The organism is Telluria sp. ZT3P25 (assembly GCF_059685895.1).
Map to the genome: position 1 here is coordinate 829,885 of NZ_JCASIJ010000001.1, position 16,060 is coordinate 845,944.

Consider the following 16,060-nt stretch of genomic DNA (forward strand, 5'->3'; position numbering starts at 1 on the left):
TGACGTCCCCGATGCCGTCTGGATGCCGGCATCCGGTGTCATGAGGTCATCGCCACACTCTCTCCACAAGTACTCGCGAGCCACGATTGGCTGCTGCGCGCTCGCCCCAGAATCACGCTGATCCAAATGATCGACGCCGTCACATACCGGGCTCATTGCAGGTCTGCGTCCCACGCATGCGGTCTGAATCGTGCGTGGCGTCCCTCACGGAAAAATGTATGATCGGAAAAATTGTGCCTTTACCAAGTGCGCGGGCATGATCGTACCGGTATCGCTGCGCTGCGGTTGTCGCCGGTTCCAGCGCAAGGGCGCAGGTCATCGGCGACGGGCTACGCCGGACTGCACGCCACGCTGATCATCGCCGGCGCTGTTGTGATATTCAGGGGATGCCGCAGAACGGCCGAACGCCGGCACGCTCGCGCCGCGAGGGAGGGCACTGGCAGTCGCTCCTGACAGGGTGAAGCCACTCCCGTGTGCGGCACCAGGCTGCCGCAGGTCGGACGTCACGATCGACCAGGCGAATTCGATGGACGACATATACCCGCAGCGCTGCGCGCCACGCACACCAGACGGGCCGGGCAATCGGTTGACGAAGCGGAGTTCTGCATGAGGGAAGCGTGATGAATGGAACAAACATGGTGCAGCTGGTGAACCGCCTGCGCTGCATGTCGGTCGCCGAGATGGGGTATCGGGTGCAGCAGGCAACCGCGATCCGGCTGGGGCGCCGCATGGCGGGCCGTGCGCAGCTGGCGCAATCGCGGGCGGCGCCGCCGTCCGTCCCGGCCCTGACGCTGGGCGTGCGTGGTGCGCCGGAACTCGATCCGCGCGAGGTCGAGGCGCTGCTGCTGGATGCCGAACGCATCTGTGCAGGCCACGTCGTGCTGTTTGCCGATGGCCGCTTCGACGTGGGTGTGCCGACCGCATGGAACCGCGATCCCGACACCGGCGTGACCGCGCCAGCCGTGTACCGGGGCGACATCGCCATCACCGACCGCGAGCTGGTGGGCGACATCAAGCATGTCTGGGAACTGAACCGCCACCTGCACCTCGTGCGACTGGCGCAGGCCTGGGCGCTCACGCGCGATGCGCGCTGGATGGATGCCCTCGGACAGAACCTGCGCAGCTGGCTCGAACAATGTCCGCCGCTGACCGGCCCCAACTGGACCAGCTCGAGGGAACTGGGCATCCGGCTCGTCAACTGGAGTCTGATCTGGCAATTGATCGGAGGCGAACGCAGCGCGCTGTTCGAGGGCGACGACGGGCAGCGCCTGCGCGCCGACTGGCTCGGCAGCATCCACGCCCACTGCCGCACGATCGCGCGCCATCTGTCGCGCCACTCGTCGGCCAACAACCACTTGATCGGTGAGCTGACCGGCCTGTACATGGGCGCCGTCACCTGGGCGTGCTGGAAAGAATCGCGCGACTGGCAGGCGCTGGCCCGAAACGAACTCGAAATTCAAGCCCAGGCGCAGTTCTCGCGCGATGGTGTCCACCGCGAGCAAGCCTTCGGCTACCACTTGTTCGTCTGCGAATTCCTGTTCGTGGCCGGCTTGCTGGCGCAGACCGGCGGCCACGGGCTGCAGCCGTTTTCGCGCGCGTACTGGGGCAGTCTGCAGCGCGCGCTGCGCTTCCTGCGCTCGGTACGCGACGCCGGTGGCAATGTGCCGGCCGTGGGCGACGCCGACGATGGCAGCGTGTTCCGCCTGGATGCTTCCGGCATGGACCGTGCCGCGCAGTTGCTGGCGCTGGGCGAGACCGTATTCGGTGGCCAGGCCGACAGTCATCCCGGCGTACGCTGGCTGCTGCACACACTGCCGGGCGGGCGACCCGATTGCGATCCGTACGAAGTCGATTCGGCATGGGCATTTCCCGATGGTGGCTACCTGCTGTTCGGCAACCACTTCGGGGAAGCAGACGAGATCAAGGGCTTGCTCGACTGCGGTCCACTGGGCTATCTGGGCACGGCCGCCCATGGCCACGCCGATGCACTGGCGCTGGTGCTGTCGGTGGCAGGCGAACCATGCCTGATCGATCCCGGCACCTATTCGTATGGCCAGGACGACAAATGGCGCGACTACTTTCGCGGCACGTCCAGCCACAACACGGTGCGCATCGATGGCCTGGACCAATCGGTCCCGGGTGGCCGTTTCATGTGGTTGCGCAAGGCGGTGGCCAGCATCGAGCGCATGCCGGCTTCGCCGCACGAGTTCGATTTCCGCGGTTCGCACGATGGCTACGCGCGCCTGCCCGACCCGGTCCGCCATGTGCGCAGTGTCCGCTTCGAGAGCGCCAGCAATTCCCTGACCGTACGCGACGAAGTGTCCGGCAAGAAGCCGCACAAGGTCGAGCTGTTCTGGCACTTCGCGCCCGGCCTCGACGTGCGCCTGACCAGCAATGGCCTGGCCGTGCGTGGCCGCCGCTTCGTGCTGCAGATGCAGGCCAGCGGCGAGGATCTGCACCTTGAGCTCGTGAACGGCGCTGAAAATCCGCCGCTTGGCTGGTACTCCGGCACCTACCAGTCAAAGGTGCCGTGCGATGTGCTGCGCATCTCGACTGTCTCGTCTGCCGTGCCGGTGGAATGCAGGTTTTCCATCACGTTCATCGACGAAAAATAGCGGTATGGCAAGCACCGTCGCCTGCTGCCAACCGGCATGCCAACGGGCGATGAAGCAGGGTATTCGCGGCCAGAGTGCCCGTATGTACAAACACGCGCGCGCACAAATTTTGCAAAAGGCTTGTAAAATAGATAAGCTTTGGAATGACGCTATGCAGCAATATTGCCTCCCGGGGCGTGCGGCTGGTCAACCTGGTCCTCAGCAGTAAAGTGCGCGCGTATTTTGTTCGCTGCACAACCGGATATCGTGCGCGGGGTCAGCGGATGTATCCTAGTCACGCCATGAGTTTGATCGTCGCCAGCTGCTTCATGCTGGCGAGCGAGTCTGTGACGGGCATGGTATAGCAAAAATAGCAAGAAATCGCAGCACGCAACATCAGGCAACAACGTTATTGCAAAAAATAATTGATCACTCAAAGTGAAAGCAGAGAGCAATACATGAAAATTCTCGTTACTGGCGGCATTGGCTATATCGGCTCGCACACCGTCGTCGAACTGCAAAGCGCAGGCCACGACGTCGTGGTGCTCGACAACCTGTCCAACGCCCAGTTGTCAGTGCGCGACCGGGTGCAGCGCATCAGCGGCAAGCCGTTCGCCTTTGTCGAAGCCGATATCCGTGACCGCGCAGCAATGGAAGCAGCATTTGCCGAGCACAAGCCGGAAGCGGTCATTCACTTCGCCGGCCTGAAGGCCGTGGGCGAATCAGTGGCCGAGCCACTGCGTTATTACGACAACAATGTCTCGGGCAGTGTCGTGCTGTTCGAAACAATGGCCAAGTTCGGCTGCAGGTCGCTTGTGTTCTCGTCGTCGGCCACCGTGTACGGCGACCCGGCCTCGGTGCCGATCCGCGAAGATTTTCCGCTGTCGGCCACCAATCCATACGGTCGCAGCAAGCTGATGATCGAAGAGATCCTGCAAGACCTGGCCAAGGCCCAGCCCGACTGGCGCATTGCGCTGCTGCGCTACTTCAACCCGGTTGGCGCCCATGAGAGCGGCCTGATCGGCGAAGAGCCAAGTGGCATTCCAAACAACCTCGTGCCCTACATTGCCCAGGTTGCCAATGGCCAGCGCGACAAGCTGTCGGTCTTCGGCGGCGACTACAACACCCCGGACGGCACCGGCCAGCGTGACTATATCCACGTCGTCGACCTGGCCATCGGCCACGTCAAGACGCTGGACCGTCTGGCCAAGGGCCCGGGCATCGTTGCCTACAACCTCGGTACGGGTCGCGGCAACAGCGTCCTGGAAATGATCCGCGCGTTCGAGGCGGCCAGCGGCCGCACGGTCGCTTACCAGATCGTCGACCGCCGCCCAGGCGACGTGGCCAAATGCTACGCCGACCCGGCCAAGGCACGCGATGAACTCGGCTGGACTGCCGAACGCGATGTCGCCCAAATGTGCGCCGATGTATGGCGCTATCAAACCACTGCCAAATAATTCAAAGGAACATCGAATGAAAGCCATGATTCTCGCCGCAGGCAAAGGGACGCGCGTGCGTCCACTCACCTACGATCTGCCAAAACCGATGATTCCGTTGCTGGGCCGGCCCGTGATGGCCTACCTGGTCGACCACCTCCGAAAAAACGGAATTTCCGAAATCATGGTCAACGTCAGCTGGCTGCATGAAAAAATCGAAGAGTACTTCGGTGAAGGCGAGCAGTTCGGCGTCCAGATCGGCTACTCCTTCGAAGGCTACACGAAGGACGACGGCGAAGTCGTGCCGATGCCGATCGGCTCGGCCGGCGGCATGAAGAAAATCCAGGAATTCGGTGGCTTCTTCGACGACACCACGGTCGTGCTGTGCGGTGACGCGCTGATCGACCTCGACCTGAAGGCGGCCCTGATGGAACACCGCCGCAAGGGCGCGATGGCCACCGTCATCACCAAGGAAGTCCCATGGGACAAGGTCTCGTCGTACGGCGTGGTCGTGACCGATGAAGAAGGCCGCATCCAGGAATTCCAGGAAAAGCCGTCCGAAGCCGATGCCAAGTCCAACTTCATTTCGACCGGCATCTATATTTTCGAGCCTGAAGTCATCGATCTGATCCCGTCGGGCGTCTCGTTCGACATCGGCTCCGACCTGTTCCCGCTGCTGGCCGAGCGCGGCCTGCCGTTCTATGCCCAGGGCCGCCCGTTCAACTGGCTCGATATCGGTACCATGAGCGACTACTGGGAAGTGCTGCAGACGGTCCTGACTGGCGAAGTGAACCACATGCACGTGCCGGGCATCCAGATCAAGCCAGGTCTCTGGGTTGGCCTGAACACCAGCATCGACTGGGAAGGCACGACCATCGAAGGACCGGTGTACATCGGTTCCGGCTGCAAAATCGAAGCGGGCACGCGCATCGTGGGCCCGACCTGGATCGGTCACGGCAGCCACATCTGCGAAGGTGCCGAAGTCGTTCGCAGCGTCCTGTTTGAATACACGCGGGTGTTGCATGATGTAACATTAAATGAAATGATTGTCTTCAAGGAATACAGTGTCGACCGAAATGGCGAGATGAAGCACACTTCCGAATATTCTTCCGAAGAGTGGCTGAATGCACGCGATCGTCGCACCTCGCGCCGCAAGGATACCCCGGACACCAACGATTCAAAGAAAGAGAAAGCCAGCGCATGAAGATCTATCCAGTCATCCTTTCCGGCGGCGCCGGGACCCGTCTGTGGCCCCTGTCGCGTGCCGTTCTGCCAAAGCAGTTACTGCCACTGGTTGCCGACAAAACCATGCTGCAGGACACTGCCTTGCGTGTGACGAACTGGCCTGGATTGATGGCGCCACTGGTGGTTTGTGGCAATGATCACCGATTCATGGTGGCCGAGCAGTTGCGCGAAGTAGGCATCACGCCGCTGGGCATCCTGCTCGAGCCGGTTGGCCGCAACACGGCGCCGGCCGTGGCCGCAGCTGCGCACCACCTGCAACAGATTGATCCGGACGCCGTCATGCTGGTGCTGCCAGCCGACCACGTCATCGAAAATGTCGCGGCTTTCCGTGAAGCAGTCGAGCGCGCGACCCGCCTGGTCGAGGCCGGCAAGCTGGCCACGTTTGGCATCGTGCCGAAAACCCCGGAAACCGGCTACGGCTACATCCGCCGCGGCGAACCGGTGGCCGAGTGCAGCGATTGCTACAACGTGGCGCGCTTCGTCGAAAAGCCGGATGCGGCTACCGCCGAAGGCTTTGTTGCTGAAGGCACGTATTACTGGAACAGCGGCATGTTCATGTTCGGCGCTGCGCGCTACCTGCAAGAGCTTCAAGAGCACGCGCCGGCCATCGCCGCTGCCGCCGACCAGGCCATGCACGCTGCCTACCGCGACCTCGATTTCTGCCGTCTCGACGAAACCGCCTTCTCGGCGTGCCCGTCCGATTCGATCGACTATGCGGTCATGGAGCACACGCGTGACGCGGCAGTCGTGCCGGCCGATATCGGCTGGAATGACGTCGGTTCGTGGTCGGCCTTGTGGGAAACGCAGCCGAAAGATACCAACGGCAACGCCCAGCGCGGTGACGTGTATCTGGATGGCGTGAAGAACTCGCTGGTGCGTGCCGAAAGCCGCATCGTGGCCGTCGTCGGTCTCGAAGACATCGTTGTCGTCGAAACCCAGGATGCCGTGCTGGTCACGAGCAAGAGCCAGGTGCAGCGCGTCAAGCAGGTGGTCGAACACCTGAAGTCGAAAGAGCGTACCGAGCACCTGCACCACACCAAGGTGTATCGTCCATGGGGCCATTACGAAGGCATCGATGCGGGCGACCGTTTCCAGGTCAAGCGCATCACGGTCAAGCCGGGCGAGAAACTGTCGCTGCAGATGCACCATCACCGCGCCGAGCATTGGGTCGTGGTGTCGGGCACGGCGCGCGTGACGTGCGGCGATACGGTCAGCCTGCTGTCCGAGAACGAATCGACGTACATCCCGATCGGCATGAACCACCGACTGGAAAACCCGGGCAAATTGCCACTGCACATCATCGAAGTGCAGTCGGGCAGCTATCTGGGTGAAGACGACATCGTTCGCTTCGAAGATATCTACAAGCGCGCGTAATTCTTTACGCTGTATCACGGTGATGCCGTGGCGGTCGGTCTGACCGCCACGGCATCACCGGTGTGGCGCCACGCGTTCCTGCGTGACCGACGCCAGTATTACCCACCCCCCGGCGACACCCACACGTTTCCCCACCGACGAATTCTGCCTGCAGCACGCTGGCGGCAATTTGCTCGTCCGTTACATGGTCCTCGACCGACCCTGCCCGACACGCGTTCAGCAGCGGCCATCCCGGCGCTCTATATCCGTGCCAGCCGCCCGTCAGCCTTGCAGGAACCACCGTTCTGCCGCAGTAATTCTCCATTGTGTTGTATGCATGCTGAAGATTGGTTCCTTTGGTCTAATGCAGCGTCATCATGTTGTCAATTAGCGCATTTACTATGATTTTGTTAATGAATGCCGCAAGCATGCCTTGCATGACAACCAACAGGGAATCCATGACCACCTTTGCATCCTTCATGCCACGGCGTACGCTGCTGGCGACCTTGATTGCCGGCTTTGCCGCGACAGCTTCGGCTGCCCCGGGCGACGTCGTGATCAGCCAGCTATATGCCCATTCGAACAACGCTGGCGGTCAGTGGAGCCACGACTTCGTCGAACTGTTCAATCGCAGTTCCTCGCCAGTCAATCTGGATGGCATGAGCCTGCAGTACCAGTCTGCAGCCGGTACCGCCTGGGGTTCGGTCACGCGCCTGCCGGCCGTGGAACTCAAGCCAGGTCAATACTTCCTGATGGTCGGTCGCTCCGGCACCCAGGCCAACGCCATGCCGGTGGGTACGGGCGACGCCACCAGCGCCAGCTTCGACATGGCGGCAGGTGGCGGCAAGGTCGCGCTGTCCGGTATTGCGACGCAGATGCCAGCGGGCGAGGGCACGAACCTGATCGACCTGGTGGGCTTCGGCAGCGCCAACCGCGCCGAGGGCGCGCCAGCACCGGCCCCATCGACCGTCAATTCGATCCAGCGCGCGGCGCTGGGTTGCCAGGATACCGACAACAACCGTGACGACTTTGCTGCCTCGCCCGTGACCGGCCCACGCAGCATGGGCTCGGCCATCCAGGCATGCGGTGGCCCGGTCGTGCAGCCGATCGTGCTGACCTGCCCGACAGCGGTCCAGGTCGCACAGGGCAGCGCTTCGTCAACGCTCCTGTCGGCCATTGACGGTGACGGCATCGTCAACAGCGCCAGCATCATCGGCGGCGCTCGTCCCGGCATCAGTCTGGTCGACTTCGCAGCCGCCGGCGCCGTTGGCGGTCGTGCCCAGGCGCAGCTCGTCATTGCCGACACGCTGGCCGCTGGCAGCTATCCGGTCCAGGTTCAGTTCGGCAATGTCGCCGGCGACGCCGAAACCTGCTCCATCAACGTCAATGTCGCCGGTGAACTGCGCATTCCGGCGATCCAGGGATCGGGTGCGGCCAGCCCGTATGTCGGCACGGTCCAGTCCACGCAAGGCGTGATCACGGCCAAGATCGGCAGCGGCTTCTTCATCCAGGACGCCGCCGGCGATGGCGACCCGTCGACGTCGGACGGTCTGTATGTCTTTGGCGCGCCGACCGATGCGGCGATCGGCGAACTGGTGCGCGTGACCGGCACGATCGTCGAATACCGCCCAACCGGCGCCAACCGCACCTATACCGAATTTTCCAACGTCACGGGCGTGCAGCGCCTGGGTACCGGTCCAGCCGTCACGCCGACCAATATCGTGTTGCCGAACGCCGATCTGGCCAGCGTCGAAGGCATGCTGGTGCGCTTCACCTCGCCATTGACGGTGAACGGCAACCGCAACGTCGGTGACCGTGGTGAACTGATTCTGGCCAATGGCCGCCGCGAAAACCCAACCAACCGTTTCCCGCTCGGTTCGCCGGAAGCCCTGGCGCTGTACCAGGAACATCAGGCCAACCAGATCGTGCTGGACGACGGCATTTTCGTTGCACCAGCCGTAATTCCGTACCTGGCCGAAGACGGTACCGTGCGCGTCGGCGACACCGTCACCGACCTGACCGGTGTCATCGATTATGGCGCGCTGGGTGGTGGTGGCGCCGGCTTCAAGCTGCAGCCGACCATGGCCCCGACCTTTGCCCGTACCAACGAGCGTACCCCGGCGCCAACCGTGCCGGCCGGCGTCAAGGTCGGCAGCGCCAACGTGCTCAACTTCTTCACCACCTTCACTGACGGGCGCGACGCCTGGGGCCGCACCGGTCAGGGCTGCACGATCGGCAACTCGACGTCCGCCGGCAACTGCCGCGGTGCAGACAACTCGGCCGAGTTCATCCGTCAGCGTGACAAGATCGTCAAGTCGCTGGCCGCGCTCGACGCCGATGTGGTCGGCCTGATGGAAATCCAGAACAACCGTGACATCGCCGTCGGCTACCTGGTCGAGCAGCTCAACGCCGCCACGGCGCCGGGCAAGTACGCCGTCGTGCCGCAGCCGGTCGCGCTGGGCACCGATGCAATCCGCGTGGCGATGATCTACAAGCCGTCGGTCGTGTCGCTGGTGGGCAGTGCGCTGTCGGACGGCAACGCCGTCAACAACCGTGCGCCGATGGCCCAGACCTTCATGGCCAGCAATGGCGGTGGCAAGTTCTCGGTCGTCGTGAACCACCTGAAATCCAAGGGCGGATGCAGCGGCGCCGGCGCTGGCGATACCGACCCGGGCAATGGCGCAGGTTGCTGGGATCGTACCCGCACCCAGCAGGCCCAGCGCCTGACGTCGTACTTCATCCCGCAAGTGATCGCGGCCGCTGGTGACCCGGACGTGCTGGTCATCGGTGACCTGAACGCCTACGCCTTCGAAACCCCGATCAACCACCTGACCGGCGTGGCCGGCATGGTCAACCTGCTCGAGCGTTTCGTGCGTCCGAACGCGATGCCGTACTCGTATGTGTTCGACGGCCTGTCGGGCTACCTCGACCATGCGCTGGCAAGCAGCTCGCTGGCCGCGCAAGTGGTGGGCGCCGCCGAATGGCACAGCAATGCGGATGAGCCGGAAACCATCGACTACAACCTGAACGACACCGTGCAAGATCCGTACCGCAACAACGCCTACCGTGCATCGGACCACGATCCACTGGTGGTAAGCCTGAACCTGACGCCCGCGTTCAGTGATGTCACGGCATCGGTCAGTGTGGACATCGGCGGCTTTGCCATCAACCGCATCACCGGAAAATACAGCGGCAAGGTCACGGTCACCAACACGAGTGCCACGGTGCTCACCGGCCCGCTGCACTTTGTCATGCAGGGCTTGCCAAGCGGCGTGACGCTGGACAACAGCACCGGCATGCGGGGCGGCGCGCCTTATCTGACGCTGCCGCAAGCGAGCGTCGCACCAGGCGCCACCGTCACCTTCACGACCACGTTCACCAATAGCGCCAAACGGTCCATTACCTACACCCCGCAGCTGGTTTCCGGCGCACTCTGATCAGGAATCATCATGAACAATCTGTACGCTCTGTTTCTTCGCGCCATGCTGGCGTTCTCGATCGCTGTCGGCGCACCTGCAGCGCTGGCCGGTCCGCTGTACCGGGTTTCCGTCGACACGTCGTCGTTTGCGGGCAGCACCGGCTTTCTCGACCTGGGCTTCAACGGTGGTGGCGACATGGGGCAATCGATCGCCCGTTTGAGCAACTTCAGCGGCAACTTCATGGGCGATGCGACGTATGCGGGTGATGCCACCGGTACCGTGGCTGCCGGGGCGATCCTGGGCAACAGCACGGGCGAAAATTTCTTCACCCAGGCAGTGACCTTCGGTGGGCTGTTCTCCTTCGACGTGGCGTTTGATTTGGGCAATGAGCCACTGCGTACGCTGTTCACCGTGGCGCTGTTCAACGACGCGTTTGATGCCTACCTTGGCGCCGACGCCGAACTGCTCTCGATCGACGTGATCGCGGGCAAGATGGACGACGTCACCGTGAACGCCCCTGGCCTGGCACAAGTCGCCCAGATCGCGGAAGTTCCTGAACCAGGCGAATGGCTGCTGCTGGCCACTGGCTTGCTGCTGATCGTCGCCACCCGCCGGATGCAACAACGCGGCTGAAACCTGCAGTACAGATAAATCGGGCGCAGCGACTGCCAGGTCGCTGCGCCCGATTTATTCTTTAAATATCTAAATACGATAAAGAAATTGTATTTATAAACAGCGCATCCTTGGGGCATAGTCATTGTATTGTCGCGCAGACATTACCTATGCCTTCCATGCCAGTCCAGATTCTCGCGGTCGATCCTGACCCTGCTGTCCAGCAGTTATTAAGGCTCAATTTCGGCAATGCCGGCTATCTGGTCGACTGTTGCCCGGATGCGGAACAGGCCCTGCGGCATCTGGCGCACGGCTTGCCGGATCTGGTGCTGATTGAGTGGGAATTGCCGGGCCAGAGCGGCGAAACGCTCATCCGCCGCCTGCGTGCACAGGCGGGCACGCGTGGACTGGGCCTGATCATGCTGACCGTGCGCGGCGCCGAGGCCGACAAGGTGCTGGCGCTCGAATCGGGCGCCGACGATTACGTTACCAAGCCGTTCAGCCCGCGCGAATTGCTGGCGCGCACGCAATCCGTGTTGCGTCGGCTGGCACCGGCCGGCGCTGCCGCTCTGCGCGACGGCGGCTTGCACCTCGATCCGGACACATTGCAAGTGAGCGCGGGTGGCCGTCCGATCATGCTCGGCCCGATCGAATTTCGCCTGCTGGCATTTTTGATGCGCCATCCCGACCGTGTGCACTCGCGACCACAATTACTCGACCGGGTCTGGGGCTGCCATGCGGTGCTCGATGAACGGACTGTCGACACCCATGTCGGCCGCCTGCGCCAGGCGCTGGGCCCGGACGGGCAGGGGGAGCGTATCCAGACCGTGCGCGGCGCCGGCTACCGCTTTACGGCCGGCCTGCCGGCACTGGCGACGCTGGTGAGGGCAGCATGACGATCCTCGACAAGCTGGAGCAGGAATACCTGTTGCGTACGATCGAGTCGGGTGTCGACCTCACGGAGCGGCGCCAGCTGTTCCTGTGGACGCAGGGGGCGTTCCAGGCGCTGCTGCCACACGAGATCATGCTGTGCGCGAGACTGGATGCGGCCGGCGCCGTCGACCATGTCGAGTGCCTGCACCGCACCGTGCTCGACCGCGCTGCGCTGGCGCGGCTCAAGACCCATGTAGCGCCGGCGCTGGTCGCGCGCTGGCAGGCGGGGCGCGCCATACCCACGGTAATCGATGCACCCGACATGGCCTTGAGCGCGACGGGCATGGACCACGCGCTCGTGCATGGCAGCGCGCAGCCGGGGGCAGCGGGTACGGTATTCGCACTGCTGGGCATGCCATCGCGGCCGGCTGCGCTCCAGGTCTATTTTCTGCAGTTGCTGCTGCCGTACCTGCATCTGGGACTGCTGCGCATGCCGGTCGCCGCCAGCGCCGGGCAGGTGGCCGACAGCGCGCCGGTGCGGCCCCTGAGCGGGCGCGAGCTGGCCGTGCTCGACCGGATACGCGAGGGGCACAGCAACGAAGAAGTGGGGCGCCAGCTTGGCATCAGTGCGCTGACGGTGAAGAACCATCTGCAGCGCAGCTACCGGGTGCTTGGCGTGGCCAACCGGGCGCACGCGGTGGCGCGCTGCATGGCGCTGCGTCTGCTCTGATCGTCGCTGCAAGGACATCCCGGCGGGGCGGGCCAGGCGCAATGTACTTGACCGCACGCCGAACGCACGCGAAGATAGCCCCATGAACAAACTCTTACTTTTGCTGCTCGTCAGCTGCGCCGCCTGCACGAGCCAGGCCCAAGGTCCCGTCCGCGCTCAGGTCAAGGGTGAAACCTCCATCAGCACGGCGCCGGCCAATACGCTGGCCGACATCCGGCGCCAGATCGGCACGCCGACGTGCAGCGACAACGCGCAATGCCGCACGCTGCCGGTGGGCGCCATGGCCTGTGGCGGCCCGCAGGAATACCTGCCGTACTCCACGCAAAAGAGCGACGCCAAGGCGCTGCGCGCACTGTCCGAACGCTCGTACGCCGAGACCAAGGCCGCGCTCACGGCCAGTGGCATGGTATCGACCTGCATGCTGAAGGCCGATCCGGGCGCAGTCTGCGTCGCCGGCACCTGCCAGCTGGGCACCGGTTCCCCAGCCAATTGATCGTTCATCAGCGCATTGTCATGCGCCTGCAACGACAAAGCGCGCCGAGGCGCGCTTTGTCGTTTACCACCGGACAGCCGGACCGCCGGATCGCCGGATCGCCGGATCGTTGAACGCTGCTCTGTTGCAACGATCCAGCATCACCTTACCGGCCCAGGTCCTTCTTGCGTGCACCCGAGACCGCCCGTGGAATCGGGCTGTTGGTTTCCACCTGCAGCAGCGTCGTCGAGGCAATCGCGCCGTTTGGTTCGAGCAAGCGGATGGCGCCCAGGAAGCGTTTGCCGGTTGGCAGACCCGACCAGCTCGTCGTGACCGTTGCCGTACCGCCCACGTACACCTGGGCAGGCACCAGCGCCTTGAAGTTGTAGGCGCGGTCAGCCGTGGTGACGACGCCGGCATGCAGGCCGAAACCGACCACGCCGCCATTGACGGTGTCGTAGCCGAGGGCGCAGACCGTGTAGGTACCGGCGCTTGGCGAGGTCAGCGTAACCATCTCGTCCGACGTGCCGTTGCCCGAATAGCCCACATCGGCATTTGCACCGTTGAGCACGAGCAGGTCGAGGTCGTTCGCGCCTTCGCCCGTCATGTCACGGTCGAACAGTTCGAACTTCGCGGCCATCGCGTTGCTTGGCACCACAACCTTGGACACGAACACGCCCGGTGCGCTGGCCAGGCAGGCCTGGCGCATCGTTTCCCGGGTGCCAAAGATCGCCGGGTTGGCGGTGCCCACGGTGCCGGCAATGCGGTCGATTTCCTTCATGCCGCCGACCGCCACGCCCATCTTGCCGGCGAATCCGGTGCTGATGGTGAGTGACTTGCCGCCGCTGGCGCGGTCGCTTTCCACGAGGGCAGGCGCCGAGATCAGGCGGCCCGAGCGGGCCACGATCGGGCTGCGCACGCGGTGGGTGCCGTCCGACCAGGTCAGCGAACCGAACTGCCACACATTCTCGACAGCGTTGGTGCGGGTCAGCGTCACGGTGTACTGGCGCGTCTCGCCAGCCGGTACGGTCAGCGAGGTCGGGCTGACCGTGGCGTTAAAGCCCGTGATGGCCACCGTCGGCGTATAGGTCGATTCGCTGTCGCTGACATTGGTGACCGAGCGGGTAACGGTAACGGTGCCCAGCACATTGCCAACCGCGATCGACGGCAGGTTCAGGTTGTAGCCGGCGATGCTGCCGCCGCTACACTGGGCCGTGACGCCCGCGCCGCACATGTATTTGCGGTAATCGAGTTCGGTGATGTCATACACCAGGCCCGGATTGGCCGCAGCGTTCGGTGCCACGTGGCCTGCGCCCTGGCCGAACGGCAGGCGGCCGCGCGTGTCGCCGTTGGCAATCGCATCGGCGAAGGTGTCGGTGGCGGTCGTCATCAGTGCCGATTTGATCATGGCTGGCGACCAGGTCGGGTGCTGCTGGCGCAGCAGGGCGGCCAGGCCGGCCACGTGCGGGCTCGACATCGACGTGCCCTGGTACGACGCCCAGGCCACCGGCACCGGATCGAGCGTGCCGGTGAGCAGCGCTGCGCGCTGCGCTTCGGTCATGTTCGGCGAGACGCCGGCGATGACGTCCACGCCAGGTGCGGTCATGTCAGGCTTGAGCACGTTCGGGTCGTAACGGTTCGGGCCGCGCGACGAGAAGCTGGCCATCATCGGTGCCGGCACGCTCGACGTGCCGATCACGAAGGTCGAGATCGACGCGGTGGCGCCGGACGTTGCGGCATACGACTTGATGACAGCGCCATCGTTGGCATTGACGTGCACCGATGGGACCGCATGCACTTCGGCCACGAGGCCGGTGCCGTTGTCGATCTGCACCATGCCGACGCCACCGGCATCCTGCACGGCCAGGCTCTTGTCGACGCGCGCATTGCCGCCGCGCATACAGGTCACGATTTTGCCGGCCACTTTGGCCGGATCGAGCACGGCCTGGCCGCCGTTGCCGCTGGCGCTGTAGCACTGCGCCACCAGCGTTGGATTGGCGCCTGGCAGCGCGGCCGCTTCGGCGGTGATCATTGGCGCCGGGCCCACGGCCGTCGAATTCATCGAGGCGCCGCGGAAGCTGCGGCCGTTGCCGAGGGTGACGGTGGCCTGCAGTTCGCGGTTGTGGGTCGAGGCGGCAACGGTTGCCTGCCATGGGCTGATGTGGGCGACCGTGTTTGCCGGACCGCTGTTGCCGGCCGAGGCAGCAACGAATACGCCGGCGTTCGAGGCATTGAAGAAAGCTTGCTCGACCGGGTCGATGATCGATTCGCCGCCGCTGATCGAGAAGTTGATCACGTGCACGCCATCGACCACCGCTTTTTCGATGGCCGCGACGCTGTCTCCGGTGAAGCAGGCATTGCGCCGGCCGCTGGCCTGGGCCGGATCCAGGTAGGTCCAGCACACCTTGTACGAAGCGATCCGCGCGCGTGGCGCCATGCCGCTCATTTCGCCGATGGCGACGCCGCCGACGACCGCAGTCGAGCGGGCATTGCCGCCGGCCGTGGTGGAGGTGTGGGTACCGTGACCGCCTTCGCCGGTGGTGCCGCCGATCGAATCGCGTGGCGACGAGTTGAACTCGGTCCAGTGGCTGACCCGGTTGCTCGAGCGGTAGCTGGCATCGAAGTACTGGGCGCCGATCAGCTTGTTATTGCAATCGGCGGCCGTGAAGCCTTCGCCGGTCTGGCACGTGCCTTTCCAGCGCGACGGCGGCGCATCGTACACGATGGTGCCGCTGGTGGCGAAGGTCGGCTTGCCGTTGGCGTCGATACGGTCGGCGTACGATGGATGCTCGGGCCAGATGCCGCCATCGACGATGCCGATGATGATGTCCTCGCCGGCGGCGCCCTGGCCGCCGAGCTGCGACCACAGGCCGCCCGGTTGGTCCAGGCCGAGGAAGGTCGGGGTGTAGGTGGTGGCCAGTTCGCGCGGTACGTCCGGCGAGACCGTGACCACGTCGGTGCGCGCCATCAGGGTACGCACTTCGGCATCGGTCAGCATCGCGGCAAAGCCGTTCAGGACCACGCTGTACTCATGCAGCACCGGTGCGCCTGCCACGACGGCGCGCACGGCCGCCTGCTTGCGGGTCAGGTAGTTGTTGTAGAGCAGGACGTTCTGGGCTTCCAGATTCAGGCGGTTGCCTGCGGTCGGCTGGGTGGCGGGCATGCCGGCGATCTCGCCGGTATAGCCGGCGATCGGCTTGTCGGCCAGTTGAACGATATACGGGCGGCGCACGTCCTGGGCCTGGACGGTGATCGTCAGGCTGGACAGGACCAGCAGTACGGCAGCGGATAATGGACGGAGTTTCATGGTGATTCGTTCCCGGGAA

General features: G+C 64.0%; 10 protein-coding genes. 9 read left to right on the forward strand and 1 reads right to left on the reverse strand.

The genetic code is table 11. The features are described from left to right. Positions 1 to 620 precede the first annotated feature (620 nt). From AC56LY_RS03685 to AC56LY_RS03725, 9 genes are all read left to right on the forward strand, one after another. Complete coding sequence (locus tag AC56LY_RS03685; protein ID WP_499576697.1) at positions 621 to 2,615, forward strand: heparinase II/III family protein; 1,995 nt, start codon at positions 621 to 623, stop codon at positions 2,613 to 2,615. A 437-nt stretch (positions 2,616 to 3,052) separates the two neighbouring features. Next, positions 3,053 to 4,051 carry a UDP-glucose 4-epimerase GalE gene (gene galE / locus AC56LY_RS03690; RefSeq protein WP_499576699.1) on the forward strand — a complete coding sequence of 333 codons (999 nt, stop codon included), beginning with the start codon at positions 3,053 to 3,055 and terminating at the stop codon, positions 4,049 to 4,051. Positions 4,052 to 4,067: 16 nt separating this feature from the next. Next, on the forward strand, positions 4,068 to 5,234 hold the full coding sequence (locus tag AC56LY_RS03695; RefSeq protein ID WP_499576700.1) for a nucleotidyltransferase family protein: 1,167 nt from the start codon (positions 4,068 to 4,070) through the stop codon (positions 5,232 to 5,234). Then, a complete protein-coding gene (locus AC56LY_RS03700) occupies positions 5,231 to 6,649 on the forward strand; it encodes a mannose-1-phosphate guanylyltransferase/mannose-6-phosphate isomerase (protein ID WP_499576702.1) in 1,419 nt (472 codons plus the stop codon). The genes AC56LY_RS03695 and AC56LY_RS03700 overlap by 4 nt, the downstream gene beginning before the upstream one ends. A gap of 437 nt (positions 6,650 to 7,086) precedes the next feature. Next, the gene (locus tag AC56LY_RS03705; protein ID WP_499576703.1) at positions 7,087 to 10,065 is read left to right on the forward strand and encodes an ExeM/NucH family extracellular endonuclease; all 2,979 of its coding nucleotides are present in this window, start codon (positions 7,087 to 7,089) and stop codon (positions 10,063 to 10,065) included. A 12-nt stretch (positions 10,066 to 10,077) separates the two neighbouring features. Continuing rightward, positions 10,078 to 10,680 (forward strand): NF038129 family PEP-CTERM protein, encoded by a 603-nt coding sequence (locus AC56LY_RS03710; RefSeq protein WP_499576705.1) that lies wholly within the window; start codon positions 10,078 to 10,080, stop codon positions 10,678 to 10,680. 158 nt (positions 10,681 to 10,838) lie between these two features. Further along, positions 10,839 to 11,555 (forward strand): winged helix-turn-helix domain-containing protein, encoded by a 717-nt coding sequence (locus AC56LY_RS03715; protein WP_499581944.1) that lies wholly within the window; start codon positions 10,839 to 10,841, stop codon positions 11,553 to 11,555. After that, positions 11,552 to 12,262, forward strand: a complete 711-nt coding sequence (locus AC56LY_RS03720; protein ID WP_499576707.1) for a LuxR C-terminal-related transcriptional regulator — start codon at positions 11,552 to 11,554, stop codon at positions 12,260 to 12,262. The genes AC56LY_RS03715 and AC56LY_RS03720 overlap by 4 nt, the downstream gene beginning before the upstream one ends. Positions 12,263 to 12,344: 82 nt before the next feature. After that, positions 12,345 to 12,755 carry a hypothetical protein gene (locus AC56LY_RS03725; protein ID WP_499576708.1) on the forward strand — a complete coding sequence of 137 codons (411 nt, stop codon included), beginning with the start codon at positions 12,345 to 12,347 and terminating at the stop codon, positions 12,753 to 12,755. 145 nt (positions 12,756 to 12,900) lie between these two features. On the opposite strand, the gene AC56LY_RS03730 is transcribed toward AC56LY_RS03725, so the two are convergent. Continuing rightward, positions 12,901 to 16,041 carry a S8 family serine peptidase gene (locus tag AC56LY_RS03730; RefSeq protein ID WP_499576709.1) on the reverse strand — a complete coding sequence of 1,047 codons (3,141 nt, stop codon included), beginning with the start codon at positions 16,039 to 16,041 and terminating at the stop codon, positions 12,901 to 12,903. Between the last annotated feature and the right edge of the window lie 19 nt (positions 16,042 to 16,060).